General features: G+C 74.7%; 14 protein-coding genes. 12 read left to right on the top strand and 2 right to left on the bottom strand.

The window, feature by feature from the left end:
- Positions 1–38 precede the first annotated feature (38 nt).
- Positions 39–1,001, bottom strand: coding sequence for a glycerophosphodiester phosphodiesterase family protein (locus AB7J25_RS19050; RefSeq protein WP_428510891.1), 963 nt, complete (start codon positions 999–1,001; stop codon positions 39–41).
- Between the two features lie 124 nt (positions 1,002–1,125).
- Here AB7J25_RS19050 and purD point away from each other — a divergent pair, with 124 nt between their 5' ends.
- From purD to AB7J25_RS19020, 6 genes are all read left to right on the top strand, one after another.
- Positions 1,126–2,385, top strand: coding sequence for a phosphoribosylamine--glycine ligase (gene purD, locus AB7J25_RS19045; protein WP_428510889.1), 1,260 nt, complete (start codon positions 1,126–1,128; stop codon positions 2,383–2,385).
- Positions 2,386–2,474: 89 nt separating this feature from the next.
- The gene (locus AB7J25_RS19040) at positions 2,475–3,665 is read left to right on the top strand and encodes an aminotransferase class I/II-fold pyridoxal phosphate-dependent enzyme (protein WP_428510887.1); all 1,191 of its coding nucleotides are present in this window, start codon (positions 2,475–2,477) and stop codon (positions 3,663–3,665) included.
- A 46-nt stretch (positions 3,666–3,711) separates the two neighbouring features.
- Positions 3,712–4,551 (top strand): potassium channel family protein, encoded by an 840-nt coding sequence (locus AB7J25_RS19035; protein WP_428510925.1) that lies wholly within the window; start codon positions 3,712–3,714, stop codon positions 4,549–4,551.
- Between the two features lie 44 nt (positions 4,552–4,595).
- On the top strand, positions 4,596–7,487 hold the full coding sequence (locus AB7J25_RS19030; protein WP_428510885.1) for a helix-turn-helix transcriptional regulator: 2,892 nt from the start codon (positions 4,596–4,598) through the stop codon (positions 7,485–7,487).
- A gap of 68 nt (positions 7,488–7,555) precedes the next feature.
- Positions 7,556–8,296 (top strand): hypothetical protein, encoded by a 741-nt coding sequence (locus tag AB7J25_RS19025; protein ID WP_428510883.1) that lies wholly within the window; start codon positions 7,556–7,558, stop codon positions 8,294–8,296.
- Positions 8,297–8,301: 5 nt separating this feature from the next.
- On the top strand, positions 8,302–9,036 hold the full coding sequence (locus tag AB7J25_RS19020) for a maleylpyruvate isomerase family mycothiol-dependent enzyme (protein ID WP_428510923.1): 735 nt from the start codon (positions 8,302–8,304) through the stop codon (positions 9,034–9,036).
- 55 nt (positions 9,037–9,091) lie between these two features.
- On the opposite strand, the gene AB7J25_RS19015 is transcribed toward AB7J25_RS19020, so the two are convergent.
- Complete coding sequence (locus AB7J25_RS19015) at positions 9,092–10,150, bottom strand: threonine aldolase family protein (RefSeq protein ID WP_428510921.1); 1,059 nt, start codon at positions 10,148–10,150, stop codon at positions 9,092–9,094.
- 224 nt (positions 10,151–10,374) lie between these two features.
- On the opposite strand from AB7J25_RS19015, the gene AB7J25_RS19010 reads away from it, so the two are divergent.
- The 6 genes from AB7J25_RS19010 to AB7J25_RS18985 all read left to right on the top strand — a co-directional run bounded on the left by AB7J25_RS19010 (position 10,375) and on the right by AB7J25_RS18985 (position 14,933).
- Positions 10,375–10,887, top strand: a complete 513-nt coding sequence (locus AB7J25_RS19010; RefSeq protein ID WP_428510881.1) for a SigE family RNA polymerase sigma factor — start codon at positions 10,375–10,377, stop codon at positions 10,885–10,887.
- A gap of 11 nt (positions 10,888–10,898) precedes the next feature.
- Positions 10,899–11,585, top strand: coding sequence for a hypothetical protein (locus AB7J25_RS19005; protein ID WP_428510879.1), 687 nt, complete (start codon positions 10,899–10,901; stop codon positions 11,583–11,585).
- A 67-nt stretch (positions 11,586–11,652) separates the two neighbouring features.
- Positions 11,653–13,071 (top strand): adenylosuccinate lyase, encoded by a 1,419-nt coding sequence (gene purB, locus AB7J25_RS19000; RefSeq protein ID WP_428510877.1) that lies wholly within the window; start codon positions 11,653–11,655, stop codon positions 13,069–13,071.
- Complete coding sequence (locus AB7J25_RS18995; protein ID WP_428510875.1) at positions 13,068–13,910, top strand: phosphoribosylaminoimidazolesuccinocarboxamide synthase; 843 nt, start codon at positions 13,068–13,070, stop codon at positions 13,908–13,910. Before purB ends, AB7J25_RS18995 begins: the two co-directional genes overlap by 4 nt.
- A 100-nt stretch (positions 13,911–14,010) precedes the next feature.
- Complete coding sequence (locus tag AB7J25_RS18990) at positions 14,011–14,328, top strand: PE domain-containing protein (RefSeq protein ID WP_428510874.1); 318 nt, start codon at positions 14,011–14,013, stop codon at positions 14,326–14,328.
- Positions 14,325–14,933, top strand: a complete 609-nt coding sequence (locus AB7J25_RS18985; RefSeq protein WP_428510872.1) for a DUF3558 domain-containing protein — start codon at positions 14,325–14,327, stop codon at positions 14,931–14,933. The genes AB7J25_RS18990 and AB7J25_RS18985 overlap by 4 nt, the downstream gene beginning before the upstream one ends.
- The last annotated feature ends 122 nt before the right edge of the window (positions 14,934–15,055 follow it).

The raw sequence follows: 15,055 nt of genomic DNA, 5'->3' as shown, positions 1-15,055 counted from the left end.
ACGACCCTCGTCGAGGCTGCCGGTGAACGGGCTCGCGGTCAGCCGGCTCGGCTGAGGAGCGTGTCGCGCGCGGCCACGGCGGTTCCGGGATGGTCGCTGAACACCCCGTCCACCCCCGCATCCAGATACGGCCCGTACTCGGCGACCGGCCCGCCCGGCCTGCGCAGCGCCTCGGGTAGGAAGCGGGGCTCGTCGCGGAACGTCCAGGCGTGGACCGCGAGGCCGATGTCGTGGGCGTCGGAGACGAGCGGGCTCACCGGCCCGCCCCACCGGGGCAGGACGAGGGCCTTGTGGACGCCGACGGCGGCGGCGTAGCGCGCGATCCCGGCCAGGCCCGCGGGTGACGCGAGATCGGCGTAGCTGCGGGGGTTCCCGTCCGCCGGCCGGCCCGTGGCGGCGATCAGCTGCACGAGTGGGACGGGGGTCATCCCGCGCAGCAGCCGCAGGTTCGTCGTCTCGAAGGACTGCACGAACACCGGCGCGTCGGCGCGACCCAGCCCGGCGGCGGACAGCTCGGCGACCAGCGCCGGTTCGAGGGCGAGACCGATCGAGGCGAAGTAGGTGGGGTGCTTGGTCTCGGGGTAGACGCCGATCTCGCGGCCCAGCTCGGCGGAGAGGCGCTCGCGCAGCGCGAGGATCTCGGCGAACGTCGGGACGACGTGGCGGCCGTCGTGCGCGGCGTTGGCCGGACGGATCCGCGGGATGCGCTCGACGGCGCGGACCCGGCGCAGCTCCTCGAGCGTCAGGTCCTCGACGAACCAGCCGACCCGCGGCTCGCCGTCGATCACCTTCGTCGTGCGCCGGTCGGCGAACTCGGGGCGTGCCGCGATATCGGTCGTCCTGCCGATCTCCGGCTCGTGGCGGGCGACGAGGACGCCGTCGGCGGTGCTGACGAGATCGGGTTCGAGGTGGTCCGCGCCGAGCCGGGCGGCGAGCTCGTAGGCGGCGAGCGTGTGCTCCGGACGGTGCCCCGATGCGCCGCGGTGGGCGATGACCAGCATGGCTGCCAGCGTCGCCCCGGTGAGGGACGGCCCGGCCACGCGCGGGCGACGCCGGCAGGGCCGTGGGGTGAACAGGCCCGCCCGCCGTCTGCGACGCCGGTCACCGCATCTACGCTCCTCGATCGTGCGCGTCCTCGTCATCGGCTCCGGTGCTCGTGAGCACGCCATCCTGCTCGCGCTCGCGCAGGATCCCGCGGTCACGGCGCTCGCCTGCGCGCCCGGCAACGCCGGCACCGCGGCGCTCGCCGAGCAGCGCGGGGTCGAGGCGCGTGACGGCGCCGCGGTCGCGAAGCTCGCCGCGGACTGGGGGGCCGACCTCGTCGTGATCGGCCCCGAGGTGCCGCTCGTCGCGGGCGTCGCGGACGCCGTGCGTGCGGCCGGCATCGCCTGTTTCGGCCCCGGGGCGGAGGCGGCGCGGATCGAGGGCTCCAAGAGCTTCGCGAAGGACGTCATGGCTGCCGCGGGTGTCGCGACCGCGGCGTCGCTGATCGTGGACACCCCCGCCGATCTCGACATCGCGCTCGCCCGCTTCGCGCCGCCGTACGTCGTGAAGGACGACGGGCTGGCGGCCGGGAAGGGCGTCGTCGTCACCGAGGATCTGGACGCCGCGCGCGCCCACGCCTGCGGGCTGCTCGACTCCGGGCACCCCGTGCTCCTGGAGACCTACCTCGACGGGCCGGAGGTGTCGCTGTTCTGCCTGGTGGACGGGGCGCTCGTCGTCCCGCTCCTGCCCGCGCAGGACTTCAAGCGCGTCGGCGACGGCGACAGCGGCCCCAACACCGGCGGTATGGGCGCCTACGCCCCGCTGCCGTGGGCGCCCGCGGACCTGGCCGAGACGCTCGTCGAGACGATCGTCGGGCCCGTCGCCGCGGAGATGGTCCGCCGCGGCACCCCGTTCTCCGGCCTGCTCTATGCGGGCCTGGCGCTGACGTCGTCCGGCCCGCAGGTGGTCGAGTTCAACTGCCGCTTCGGCGACCCCGAGACCCAGGCCGTGCTCGCCCTGCTGCGCACGCCGCTGGCCGGGCTGCTGCACGCCACCGCCACCGGAACGCTCGCCAGGCAGCCACCGCTGGAGTGGGAAGCCGGCGCGGCGGTGACGGTCGTGCTCGCCGCGGAGGGCTACCCGGGAACGCCGCGGCTGGGCGACGTCGTCTCCGGCGCGGAGGCCGAGGGGGTGCTGCACGCCGGCACCCGCCGTCGCGACGACGGCGCGGTCGTCTCCGCAGGCGGGCGCGTGCTCTCCGTCGTCGGCACCGGGCCCGACCTCGCCGCCGCCCGTGCCGACGCCTACGAACGGCTCGGACGGGTCCACCTGGCAGGGGCGCACCACCGCACGGACATCGCGGCGAAGGCGGCGGAGGGGCTCGTCACGGTCCCGGGCTGACGGGCCGCGCGCCGTCACCGGTCCGTCGGAACCCGGGCACCGTAGTTCCGCGGACGATCTCCGCACCGCCCCCGCCTACGCTTCGGCGGGTGAGCACCACCGGGTCGAAGTTGCACACCGCCGCCCGCGCCGCGATCCCCCCGTTCCACGTGATGGACGTGTGGGCGGCGGCGGGGGAGCGCCAGCGCACCCACGGTGACCTCGTCAACCTCTCGGCGGGGCAGCCGTCCACCCCGGCGCCGGGGCCGGTGCGGGCCGCGGCGGTGCAGGCCGTGCAGGGCGAGGTCCTCGGCTACACCGTCGCGCTCGGCATTCCACCGCTGCGTGCGGCGATCGCGGCCCACTGCGCCCGGGCGTACGGCATCCCGATCGCCTCGGACGAGGTCGTCGTGACGACGGGGTCCTCGGGCGGGTTCCTGCTCGCGTTCCTCGCCGCGTTCGACGCGGGCGACCGTGTCGCGATGGCGCGGCCCGCCTACCCCTGCTACCGCAACATCCTGAGCGCGCTGGGCTGCGAGGTCGTCGACCTGCCCTGCGGCCCGGACACCCGCTACCAGCCGACCGTCGCGATGCTGGAGCGGCTCGACGGCATCGACGGCCTCGTCGTCGCGAGCCCCGCGAACCCGACCGGCACGATCCTGCCGCCCGGCGAGCTCGCCGCGATCGCGGCGTGGTGCGAGCGCCACGGCGTCCAGCTGATCAGCGACGAGGTCTACCACGGCATCTCCTACCCCGGCGCCCCGGCGACGGCGTCGGCGTGGCAGACCTCCCGCGAGGCGATCGTCGTCAACTCGTTCTCCAAGTACTTCTCCATGACGGGCTGGCGGCTGGGCTGGCTGCTCGTCCCGCCGCGGCTGCTGCGCGCGGTGGACTGTCTCGCCGGCAACTTCACCGTCTGCCCGCCGGCGCTCCCGCAGCAGGCGGCGCTGGGGGCGTTCACGCCGGAGAGCTACGCCGAGGCGGACGGCCACGTCGCCCGCTACGCCGTCAACCGCGCCCTGGTGCTCGACGGCCTGCCCGGGCTCGGCATCGAGACGATCGCGCCGGCCGACGGGGCGTTCTACGTGTGGTTCGACGTCAGGCCGTGGCTCGCGGCCACCGGCGTCGCGGACTCGATGGCGCTGACCTACCGGCTGCTCGCCGACATCGGCGTCGCCGCGGCGCCCGGGATCGACTTCGACCCCGTCGACGGCGGCGCGTGGCTGCGGATCTCGTGTGCGGGCGCGACCGAGGACGTGGCGGAGGCGTTACGCCGGTTCGAGAGCCTCCGGCTCCGATGACGGAGGGTCCGATGAGAGCGGGTCCGATGAGGGAGGGGCCGTGACGATGGCACTGCGCCGCCGCGCCGCCGACGACGAGCCACGCATCGCGGCCTGGGAGCGCCGGGTGGACTGGCCGCTCACCGCCCTCGCCGTGGTGTTCCTCGCCGCGTACGCGTGGCAGGTGCTGGACACCTCCCTGAGCCCGGCGGCGGTCGCGGCGCTGGAGGGCGTGCTCACGCTCATCTGGATCGCCTTCGGGGTCGACTACGTGGTGCGGCTCTGGCTCGCGCACAACCGGTGGCGCTTCGTCGGCACCCATGTCATCGACCTCGCCGTCCTGCTGCTGCCGATGCTGCGCCAGCTGCGCGCCTTGCGCGTCGTCACCGTGATCAGCGTGCTGAACCGGCAGCTGCGCGACGACTTCCGCGGCCGCGTCGCCGTCTACGTCGTCGGGACGGTGGCGCTGGTGGGGTTCGCCTCCGCGCTCGCCGTGCTCGACGCCGAGCGCAGCGCCCCCGACTCGTCCATCACGACGTTCGGCGACGCGCTGTGGTGGACGATCACCACGATCTCGACGGTCGGCTACGGCGACCGCTACCCCGTCACGGCCGAGGGCCGGGTCGTCGCGGCCACGCTGATGGTCACCGGGGTGGCGCTGCTCGGCGTCGTGACGGCGTCGATCGCGAGCTGGTTCGTCGAGAACCTGCGGGCGACCTCGGCGGGGATCGCCGAGATCGAGGAGGAGCTGGAGGAGACCGAGCGTGATCTCTCCGCATCCATCGGCGGCGACATCACGCAGGCACAGGAACGGCTCGGGACGCAGCTGGCGGCCGTGCTCGCGGAGCTGCAGGCGATCAGCGCCCGGCTGGAGGCGCTGGAGCACCGCTCCAGGACCCGCCCCTGACGTCGCGGTCGCGCCTACGATCGCCTGCGATCGGGAGGTCGTGCATGGCTGACGGCGGGCTGGCCGGGCGGCGCCTGCTCTGCCCCGGGCTGGTCGGGCGCACGGCCGAGGCGGCGCTGCTGCACGCCCGGGTGGCGGGGCTCGCGCAGGGCCGCGGCGGCGTCGTCCTGCTCGTCGGCGCGGCGGGGACGGGCAAGACCCGGCTGACCCAGGAGGTCGCGGACGCCGCGGTGCTCTGCGGTGCTCCGATGCTGGCAGGCCGGGCGGTGCCCGGGAGCACGGTGGCCTACCGCCCGCTCACCGAGGCGTTCCTCGGCGCGTTCCGCAACGCCCCGCCCCCGGACGCTCCTGAGCTCGCCGGGCTCGGCGCGCACCTGGGGCGCCTGGTCCCGTCATGGCAGGGTGCGGGAGCAGACGACTCACCACTCCTGCTCGGCGAGACGGTGCTGCGCCTGCTGCGCCGCCACGGCGCAGGGCGCGGCTGCGTGCTCGTCCTGGAGGACCTGCACTGGGCGGACGCGGAGACCCTCGCCGCCCTGGACCACCTGGCCGACGCCGCCCCCGACGAGCCGGTGCTCTGCGTGTGCACCGCCCGTCCGGACGGGGCGGCCGTCGACACCGTCGAGCGGCTCGAACGTCGCGATCCCGGGTCGGTCGTGCGGATCGCACTGCTTCCGGACGAGGACGTCGACCGGATGGTCGCGGCCTGCCTCGCTACGTCCTCGGCCCCGCCGGAGATCGCGGCGTTCGTGCGGGCCCACGGCGACGGCACCCCGTTCCTGGTCGAGGAGCTGCTCGCGGGCCTGGTCGCCGCGGGCCACCTGCGGTGGCTCGACGGGAGCTGGGCCTGCGAGGGCGAGCTGACGCTCACGGTTCCGGTCAGCCTGCGCGAATCCGTCGGCCGCCGCATGGTCGGGCTGACGCCGACGGCCCGCCGGGTCGTCGGAGCTGCGGCGCTCCTGGGCAGGCGGTTCGACTGGGAGCTGCTGCCGGGGATCGCCGAGGTGGATGGTCGGTCGGCCGCGGACGCGCTGCGGGCCGCGGTCGACGAGCAGCTCGTGGACGTCGACGGCGCCGGGTTCGCCTTCCGGCACTCGCTCACCCGCGAGGCCGTGCTCGCCGACCTGCTCCCGCCGGACCGGCGCGACCTCGCCCGCCGGGCCTGGCCCGCCATCGAGCGGGCCAACCCCGGCCTGCCCGGCGGGCTGTGCGAGCTGGCGGCGGAGCTCGCCGAGGCGGCGGGGGCGTCCGGGGCCGCCGCGCAGCGGCTCGTCGAGAGTTCCCGCCGGGCGCTCGCCGCGGGTGCGTTCATCTCCGCCGAGGCGGCGGCCCGGCGGGCCGTCCGGGTCGCGCCGCCGGGGGACGCCGTCGCTCTCGACGCCGGTGAATCGCTGCTGCGCGTGCTCGTCGCCGCCGGGAAACCGGGCGAGGCGGGCGAGGCGGGCAGGCGCCTCGCCGCGTCGGTGCCACCCGCGCGGCGGGCGGATCTGCTCGCTGTCACGGCGCGCGCGGCGCTGGCCGGTGGTGACCGCGGCGCGGCGGGCGCGGACGTCGCGGCGGCGCGTGCCGCACTCACCGCGGATCCGGACCCCGCCGTCGGCGCGCGGCTCGACGCCGTCGCCGCGTACGTCGCGCTGGAGTGCGGCAGGCTCGACGAGGCCGCCGCGCTCGCCGACACGGCACTCGCGGCGGCGGAGGGCCAGGCGGAGGTCGAGTGCGAGGCGCTGGAGGTCCGCGGCCGGGTCGCACGCACCCGGGATCTGGCCGAGGGGCAGGTGTGGTTCCGCCGCGCCGCCGACGTCGCCTCCCGCCACGGCCTCGCCTCCTGGCACCTGCGGGCCCAGCACGAGCTCGCCCTGCTGGCGTGGCCGTCGGGCGACGTCGAACCCCTTCGCGAGACCCGCGCGCTGGCCGCGCGGTACGGGGCGCTGGTGACGGTGGCCGTGATGGACCTCAGCCTCGCCGACATCGCCCTCGGCGCGTTCGACCGGGACGGCGCGCTCGCCGCGGCCACGGCCTGCGTGGAAGCGAGCCGGCGATTCGGCCTCGCGACCGAGCCGGTCGCGCACCTCTGGCTCGCCGGCGCCCACGCGCTCGCGGGCGACGATGTCGCGATGGAGGCCGCGATCTCCCGGTCGCTCGCCCGCGATCCGGAGGATCCCCGCATCCTCGGTGACCTCTACGGCCGGGTGCTGCTGACCAGCGCGGTCGTCTCCGGCGACCTCGAGGCGGTGCCCGCGCTGCTCGAGACCGGCATGGAGCACGTCCGCAGGGCCGACCCTGCGACCTCGGTGTTCCCCGGCCGGGTGCTCTGGACCCTCGTGCGCGCCGCCGACGGTGCGGACCTCGGCGCCGCGGCACGCATCGAGTACGCGGCCGCCGCCGACCGGATCGGGATGCCGATGTTCCACCTGCAGCGCGAGCTGATCGAGGCGGTCGCGCTCGGCCGGGAGGGCCACCCCGCGGCGGCGGAGCGGATGGAGCGGGCCCGGTCGGGGCTGCGCCGGATGTCGCTGAGCCGGGGACTCGTCCACGTCGTGGAGATGCTGGCCGCGCGGGCGGCGATCCGCGACGGCTGGGGAGACCCGGCCGCGTGGCTGCGCGAGGCCGAGGCGTTCTTCGCGGCGGGAGGCTACGGCCGCACCGCCCGCCGCTGCCGGCTCCTGCTCGCGCAGGCGGGAGCCCCGGTTCCGCGCCGCGGTCGTGGGGACTCGGTGGTACCCGCCACGCTGCGGGCTCTCGGGGTCACCAGCCGGGAGGTCGACGTGCTGCGGCTGGTCGTCGGGGGCCTGTCGAACCGGCAGATCGGCGAGCGGCTTTACCTCTCGCCGAAGACCGTCGAGCGCCATCTCGGCAGCCTCTACGACCGCACCGGGGTGCGGAACCGGGCGGCCCTGCGGGAACTGGCCCGCGATCACGGCGTGCAATCTGGGTGATCCGCGGGCCTTAAGTGGGGGTGTCGCGCCTCTGCTGCCCGATGGCGTGCCGGAACAGACTCTCCGGCATGCAGACCTCCGTCCACGAGATCGCCGATGGCGTCTATCGCCTGTCGACCTGCCTGCCCGACGTCGCCCCCGGCGGCTTCCTGATGAACCAGTACCTCGTCGACGGCGCCGAGCCGTTGCTCTTCCACACCGGGCCCCGGCGGATGTTCCCGCAGGTCTGCGAGGCCGTCGCCCGGGTCGTCCCGCCACAGCGGCTGCGCTGGGTGAGCTTCGGCCACGTCGAGTCCGACGAGTGCGGAGCGATGAACGAATGGCTCGACGCGGCGCCCTCGTCGCGCGTCCTGTTCAACCTGCTCGGCTGCCGGGTGTCGCTGGACGACCTCGCCGACCGCACGCCGGAGCCCGTCGAGGAGGGCGACGTCCGCGACATCGGCGGGCACCGGGTCCGGGCGATCCCCACCCCGCACGTGCCGCACGGATGGGAGGCGCAGGTGCTGTTCGACGAGACCACCCGCACGCTCCTGTGCGGGGACCTGTTCACCCGGGCGGGTGATGCCCCGGCCCTCGTCCACGACGACGACCTGATCACACCCGCGCTCGCGGCGGACGACCTGTTCGGTGCCACCTGCCTCACCGCGACGACGGCGCCGACCCTGCGCGCCCTCGCCGACCTGCAGCCGCGCACGCTCGCCCTCATGCACGGCCCGGCGTTCGCGGGCGACTGCGCCGCGGCGCTGCGCGATCTCGCCGACGCCTACGAGGCGCGGTTCCTCGCGTCCGTGCGAACGGTGGCGGCGTGAACACCATGGTGGACGGGGCCCGGCCCCTCGCGCGCGGCGAGGTCGAGGGGTTCGCCGCGCGCGAGACGGCGCGGATGGTCGACGCGCTGCGTGCCCTCTCCCCGGACGAGTGGACCCGACCCACCGACTGCCCTGCCTGGGACGTCCGCGCGCTGGCCGGACACGTGCTCGGCATGACCGAGGGCTTCAGCGGCCTGCGACGGATGGTGTCGACGATGGTGGCCGGGGCGAGGCGGGCGGACGGCGGGCCGATGATCGACGGCATCACCGCCGCGCAGGTGGCGGCCAACGCAGACCTCAGCACGGGCGAGCTGGTCGACCGCATGGCCGCCGCAGGGCCGCGGCAGGCTCGCTGGCGGGCGTCCCGGCGGCTGCTGCGGCTGCTGCCGGACAAGGAGCCGATGCGCGACGGCACGGTCGAGACGTGGCGGATGGGCTACATCTTCGACGTGATCCTCACCCGCGACACCTGGATGCACCGGGTCGACATCGCCCGCGCCACCGGCAGGCCCCACGAGCTGACCGCGGAACACGACGGGCGGATCGTCGCGGACGTCGTCGTCGAGTGGGCGCGCCGGCACGGCGAGCCCTTCGCGCTGCGGCTGACCGGCCCGGCCGGGGGTACGTTCTCGTCGGGTTCCGGCGGCGTGGAGCTGACCCTCGACGCGGCCGAGTTCTGCCGGATCCTGTCCGGGCGGGCTCCGGGCGAGGGCCTGCTCGCCCGCGAGGTGCCGTTCTGACCGGTCCTGGTGCGCGGGGTGGCGGGCGTCTCGGAGGCGCGCTGGGTGGCGGGAGTCAGCGGCGCGTCGCCGTGCGCAGCCCCCGCCGCGTGGCCGTCGAGCCCTCCCCGGACGAGCGTCGCTGCGGGACGGTCGCGCTGTCCTCGGGCTCGGCGGCGCCGATGCGCTCCAGCGCCGCGGCGACGTCGACCTCGGTGATGTCGGCATGGGTGACGAGCCGCACCTGGCCCGCCATCGCCGAGGCGCGCACGCCGGCGTCGGTGAACCGGCGCAGCGTCGCCTCGAGGTCCGCGACCGCGACCAGCACGATGTTCGTCTGCGGGATGGCGACCTGCCAGCCGCGCTCGCGCAGGCCGGTGGCGAGGATGGCAGCGCGCTCGTGGTCCTCGCCGAGCCGGTCGATGCGATCCAGCGCCACGAGCCCGGCCGCGGCCAGCACACCGCCCTGGCGGACGCCGCCGCCGAGCATCTTGCGCAGCCGCCGCGCCTGCCCGGTGAACTCCGCGGAACCCGCGACCAGGGACCCGACGGGCGCGCCGAGCCCCTTCGACAGGCACACCTGCACGGTGTCCGCCCCGACGGTGAGCGCCGCGGGCGGGACGCCGAGCGCCACGGCGGCGTGCCACAGCCGGGCACCGTCCAGGTGGACGCGCAGGCCCGCGGCGCGGGCCGCGGACGCGAGGGCTGCGTGCTCCTCCGGCGCGGTGACGGTGCCACCCGCGGCGTTGTGGGTGTTCTCCACGCACAGCAGCGTGGTGCGCAGCGAGTAGTACGGGGCGTTCGTCCGGCCGCCGGCGGCGGCCCGGCGCACGGCGTCGGGGGAGATACGGCCCGGTCCGGCGTCGTGCGGAAGGGGTCGTGGCATGCCGCCCGCGAGCCACGCCGCGGTGCCCAGCTCGGCCTCCAGGACGTGGGCGCCCGCGGGGGCGAGGAACGTGTCGCCACGGTTCAGGTGCGCCATCAGAGCGATGAGGTTGGCCATCGACCCGCTGGGTGTCCAGAGCGCATCCTCCGTCGCGACCAGGTCGGCGACCCGCTCCTCCAGCGCCCGCATCGTCGGGTCGCGGTCCAGGACATCGTCGCCGACCTCGGCGGCGGCCATCGCCTCCCGCATCTCCTTCGTCGGCTTCGTGACCGTGTCGGAGCGCAGGTCGATCGGGCCGCGCGCCGCCGGTTCCCGGCGCAGTCGAGACGCTCGCACGGTTCCCGATTCAACCAGCCGGTGCCGGATCGGTCGCGCGTGGGTCACGAAAAGGTCACGGAATCCGCCGATTGTGGGAGACGTGCAACCGTGAGCCGCCCGCGTTCCGTCCTGGGTCCGGAAGGGAGGCACACGGCGTGACCGACGCCGCAGACGAGGCGTTCGCGGAGTACTTCCGTGCACGTCGCGACGCTGTGCGCCGCACGGCGTACCTGCTCTGCGGGGACTGGCACCGCGCCGACGACCACGCGCAGGCGGCGTTCGTCGCGCTGCACCGCCACTGGCGGCGCATCCGCGACAAGGAGGGTCTGGACGCCTGGATGCGGCGGACGCTCGTGCGGTCGGTCGTGGACGAGTCCAGACGCCCGTGGCGGCGGGAGAAGGCGCCGCTCACGCAGGTGCCCGATCCGCCGGTTGCCGACCGCGCGGACGCGATCGTCACGAGGGAGGCGCTGGTGGCGGGCCTGCGGTCGGTCCCGTCGAAGCAGCGGGCCGTGCTGGTCCTGCGGTACTTCGAAGGCCTGGACGTCGCGGAGACCGCCGCGGCGATGGGCTGCTCGACGGGCACCGTGAAGAGCCAGACGGCGCACGGCCTCGCGGCGCTGCGTGCGGCGCTCGGGGACGCGCTCGACGACCTCCGGACGGCGTGAGGGGAGTGGTGATGGACGAGCAGCAGCTGGCCGAGGCGATGCGGGGTGCGGCCGCCGACGTCCCGCCGGCGTCGTTCGACAGCGCGGACGTGGTGCTCGCGTCGCGGCGGATCACCGCCAGGCGGCGGGCTGTGACGGCCGGCGCGGCGCTCGCGGCGGTGGTGGTCGTCGGCGTCGGGGTGAGCGTCGGTGTGGGGGTCACCGGATCGCGGGACGCGACGACGGCCGCCGCCCCGGCGGAGGCCCCGGCCGCGCCCCAGTACGCGCCGTCGCCGGCACCGGAGGCCGCCCGCGCCGCGCCGCCAGCCGCGGCCGACGCGCATTCCTCGGGAGCGGAGTCCGCGCCGTCGCCGCAGCCGCCGCTGGGTCCCGGCCCCGTGGACACCTGCGCGAACCCCCAGGACCCGCAGCTGCGCGCGCTCGTGGAGGAGGTGCTCCCGGAGGTGGCAGGCGCGCCCGAGGCGCCCACGACGAAGGAGTGCCGGCTCGGCGGCGGGCGGGGCGTCAACGTCGAGGTGGACGGGGGCGTGCTCAGCGTCACCTACCTTCCGCCGGGCGCGCCGACGGGATCGGCGCCTGCGCGCGGGGTGGTCCTGCCGACGGCGTCCGGCGGGACGCTGGTGATGGTCGCGAGCGGGAGCGGGCCGTCCCCGGAACGTCTGGCTGAGGCGGCCGTCGAGCTCGCACCGCGGCTGTGAGGGCGGGCCCGCACGCAGCAGGATCTGCTGCCGGGCCGTGCGCCCAGGGCACGTATCGTGCACGTACGTGATCCCCAACGTGCTGGCCGCCCGCTACGCGAGCCCCGAGCTCGTGGCCCTGTGGTCGCCCGAGAACAAGGTCGTGCTGGAGCGGCGGCTGTGGATCGCGGTGCTGCGGGCGCAGGCCGAGCTCGGCATCGACGTCCCGGCCGGGGTCGTCGAGGACTACGAGCGGGTCGTCGACCAGGTCGACCTCGCCTCGATCGCGGCGCGCGAGCGCGTCACCCGCCACGACGTCAAGGCGCGCATCGAGGAGTTCTGCGCGCTGGCCGGGCACGAGCACGTCCACAAGGGGATGACCAGCCGCGATCTGACGGAGAACGTCGAGCAGCTGCAGATCCGGCTCTCGCTCCAGCACGTCCGGGACCGCACGGTGGCGGTGCTCGCCCGGCTGGCGCGCCGCGCCGCAGAGCATGCCGAGCTGGTGATGGCAGGTCGCAGCCACAACGTCGCCGCGCAGGCCACGACGCTGGGCAAGCGGTTCGCCACCGCGGCCGACGAGCTGCTCGTCGCGTTCGACCGGCTGGAGGAGCTGCGGGCCCGCTACCCGCTGCGCGGGGTCAAGGGGCCCGTCGGCACCGCCCAGGACATGCTCGATCTCCTCGACGGGGACGCGTCGCGGCTGGCCTCGCTCGAGGCACGGGTCGCCGCACATCTCGGCTTCGAAGCCGGGTTCACGAGCGTCGGGCAGGTCTACCCGCGTTCCCTGGACTTCGACGTGCTCTCGGCGCTCGTGCAGCTCGCGGCGGCGCCGTCGTCGCTGGCCACGACGATCCGGCTGATGGCGGGCGCGGAGCTCGCCACCGAGGGGTTCAAGCCCGGTCAGGTCGGGTCGTCGGCGATGCCGCACAAGATGAACTCGCGCTCCGCGGAGCGCATCAACGGCATGCTCGTGCTGCTGCGCGGCTACGCCGGGATGGCCGCCGAGCTGGCCGGATCGCAGTGGAACGAGGGCGACGTCTCGGACTCGGTGGTGCGCCGCGTCGCGCTGCCGGACGCCTTCTTCGCCCTGGACGGCCTCTACGAGACGGCGCTGACGGTGCTCGACGAGTTCGGCGCCTACCCCGCGGTGATCGCCCGCGAGCTGGACCGCTACCTGCCCTTCCTCGCAACCACGGCCGTCCTCATGGCCGCGGTGCGCGCCGGGGTCGGTCGCGAGACCGCCCACGAGGTGATCAAGGAACATGCCGTCGGCGTCGCGTTGGCGATGCGGGAGAAGGGCCAGGCCGAGAACGACCTCGTCGGCCGCCTCGCGGCCGACGAGCGGCTGGGGCTCTCGGCGGGGGCGCTGGACGGCCTGCTCGCCGATCCGCTCGCGTTCACCGGCGCGGCCGTCTCCCAGGTCCGCGCCGTCTGCGCCCGGGTCGACGCGATCGTCACCCGGCATCCCGAGGCCGCCGCCTACGCCCCCGGAGCCATCCTGTGAAGCTGCTGCACTCGGGCAAGGTCCGCGACGTCTACCTCGACGACACGACCCGCCCGCCCGAGCTGATCCTCGTCGCCTCCGACCGGTTGTCGATCTACGACGTCGTGCTGCCCACGCCCGTACCGGACAAGGGGGCGCTGCTCACGGCGTTGTCGCTGTGGTGGTTCGAGCGGACCGCCGACCTCGTGCCGAACCACGTCATCTCCACCGACGTCCCGGCCGAGTTCGCGGGCCGTGCCGTCCGGTGCCGCCGGCTGGAGATGCTGCCGGTCGAGTGCATCGCGCGGGGCTACCTCGCCGGGTTGGGGCTGCGCGAGTACGAGAAGTTCGGCGCGGTCTCGGGCGTGGCGCTGCCGCCGGGGCTGGTCGAGGGCTCGCGACTGCCGGAGCCGATCTTCACCCCGACGACGAAGGCGCCGGTGGGGGAACACGACGAGTTCCTGACGTTCGCGCAGGTCGCCGACCTGCTCGGCCGGGAGCGGGCGGATCGGCTGCGCTCGTTGACGCTCGAGGTGTACACGCGCGGTGCGGCGATCGCGGCCGAGGCAGGGATCCTCGTCGCGGACACGAAGCTGGAGTTCGGGCTGGATCCCTCCGGGGAGATCGTCCTCGCGGACGAGGTGCTGACGTCGGACTCCTCGCGGTTCTGGCCCGCGGAGCGGTGGGCGCCGGGCGGGCCGCAGTACTCCTACGACAAGCAGTTCGTCCGGGACTGGTCGGCGACCCTCGACTGGGATCGGACACCACCCGGGCCGGAGGTGCCGGCCGAGGTGGTCGAGGCGACGAGGGCACGGTACGTCGAGGTGTACGAGCGGATCACCGGGCGGGTCTGGGGCTGATTCACGATCGCGAACCGTTCGGCGTCGTCGACCTGCGGGTTCGTGGCCGTGATGGGTGAATTGTGGACGGTCGGTGGGGTCGGCGTGTGACCATCCGTGCATGGGTGGTCACGACATCGTCGCCGATCCTGCTGCGTTGCGTCGGGCGGCGGCGGAGTTGGACAGGGTGGCGTCGGGGGTGGAGGAGTACGCCGTTGCCTGGAGCACCCAACGAATCTGGCAGCGAGTTGCCGATGTGGGAACAGATCCGGTCAGCCTGCAGCTGAAGCAGAACCTGATCACGATGGCCGAGAACGCCGGGCGCTGGATGGTCGGCTACTCCCGGCAGGTCCGTGCTGCGCAGGAGGGCTTGTTGGCGCAGGCGGAGGCCTATGAGCGGGTCGAGCGTGAGGCTGCGGATCGGATGCGTCGGCTGTGAAGGTGGCGCACGGTCTCTGGCGGGTCTGGCTGCTGGCGTGGCTGGTGGCGGTGTTGACCGGGTGTGCGGTCGGGCTGTCAGGTGGGGGGGCCGCTCCGGGGGCGCCGACGGCGGATGCGGACGGGTTTCCATCGGATGTGCCGATCGAATTGAAAGTGCGCGAGCCGAAGGACGCCCGGGGGATCGGCCCGTGCGAGCTGTTGACGGTGGCGCAGCAGAAGGAGCTCGGGCTCGATCCCTCGACGGCCAAACCTGCTGCCGACGGGCTGGCCCAGACCTGCTTCTGGCACTACCCACGAAAGGTCGACTACGCGTCAATCGCGGTGTCGACCGACCCAACCGGGGGGAAGCTGCCGGGCTTGTGGCGGCTGTTCCACGACGATCCGAACTATGAGCAGTTCGAGGTTGCCGGGCATCCGGCTGTGCGGAGGAACGTCGACCCGGATGGTTATTGCGACATTACTGTCGCGATCGCGGACCTGCAGACGGTCGTCGTCACCGCGACCGCCGATCTCACCCCGCGGCCGGATCCGTGTGCGCCGTCGCGGCGGATGGCCGAGCTGATCCTGTCCAACCTTCCGCCGCTGGTCCGGGGGCAGAGATGACGTCTCCGTACATGAGCGGTCACGACATCGTCGCCGATCCTGCTGCGTTGCGCGCGGCGGCGGCGAAGTTGGACGCGGTGGCGTCGAACCTGGAGCAGTACGCCCTGGGTTGGACCCGCGAC

This window comes from Pseudonocardia sp. (assembly GCF_050246655.1).
In the GTDB taxonomy this organism is placed as follows: Bacteria; Actinomycetota; Actinomycetes; order Mycobacteriales; family Pseudonocardiaceae; genus Pseudonocardia.
This window is presented reverse-complemented; position numbering and strand designations above follow the sequence as displayed.

What these genes read in the sequence shown, in the direction of transcription:
- AB7J25_RS19050 (WP_428510891.1), bottom strand. Translation starts at nt 1,001, where the DNA reads ATGCTGGTCATCGCCCACCGCGGCGCATCGGGGCACCGTCCGGAGCAC.
- AB7J25_RS19035 (WP_428510925.1), top strand. Translation starts at nt 3,712, where the DNA reads ATGGCACTGCGCCGCCGCGCCGCCGACGACGAGCCACGCATCGCGGCC.
- AB7J25_RS19030 (WP_428510885.1), top strand. Translation starts at nt 4,596, where the DNA reads ATGGCTGACGGCGGGCTGGCCGGGCGGCGCCTGCTCTGCCCCGGGCTG.
- AB7J25_RS19025 (WP_428510883.1), top strand. Translation starts at nt 7,556, where the DNA reads ATGCAGACCTCCGTCCACGAGATCGCCGATGGCGTCTATCGCCTGTCG.
- AB7J25_RS19020 (WP_428510923.1), top strand. Translation starts at nt 8,302, where the DNA reads ATGGTGGACGGGGCCCGGCCCCTCGCGCGCGGCGAGGTCGAGGGGTTC.
- AB7J25_RS19015 (WP_428510921.1), bottom strand. Translation starts at nt 10,150, where the DNA reads ATGCGGGAGGCGATGGCCGCCGCCGAGGTCGGCGACGATGTCCTGGAC.
- AB7J25_RS19005 (WP_428510879.1), top strand. Translation starts at nt 10,899, where the DNA reads ATGGACGAGCAGCAGCTGGCCGAGGCGATGCGGGGTGCGGCCGCCGAC.
- AB7J25_RS18990 (WP_428510874.1), top strand. Translation starts at nt 14,011, where the DNA reads ATGGGTGGTCACGACATCGTCGCCGATCCTGCTGCGTTGCGTCGGGCG.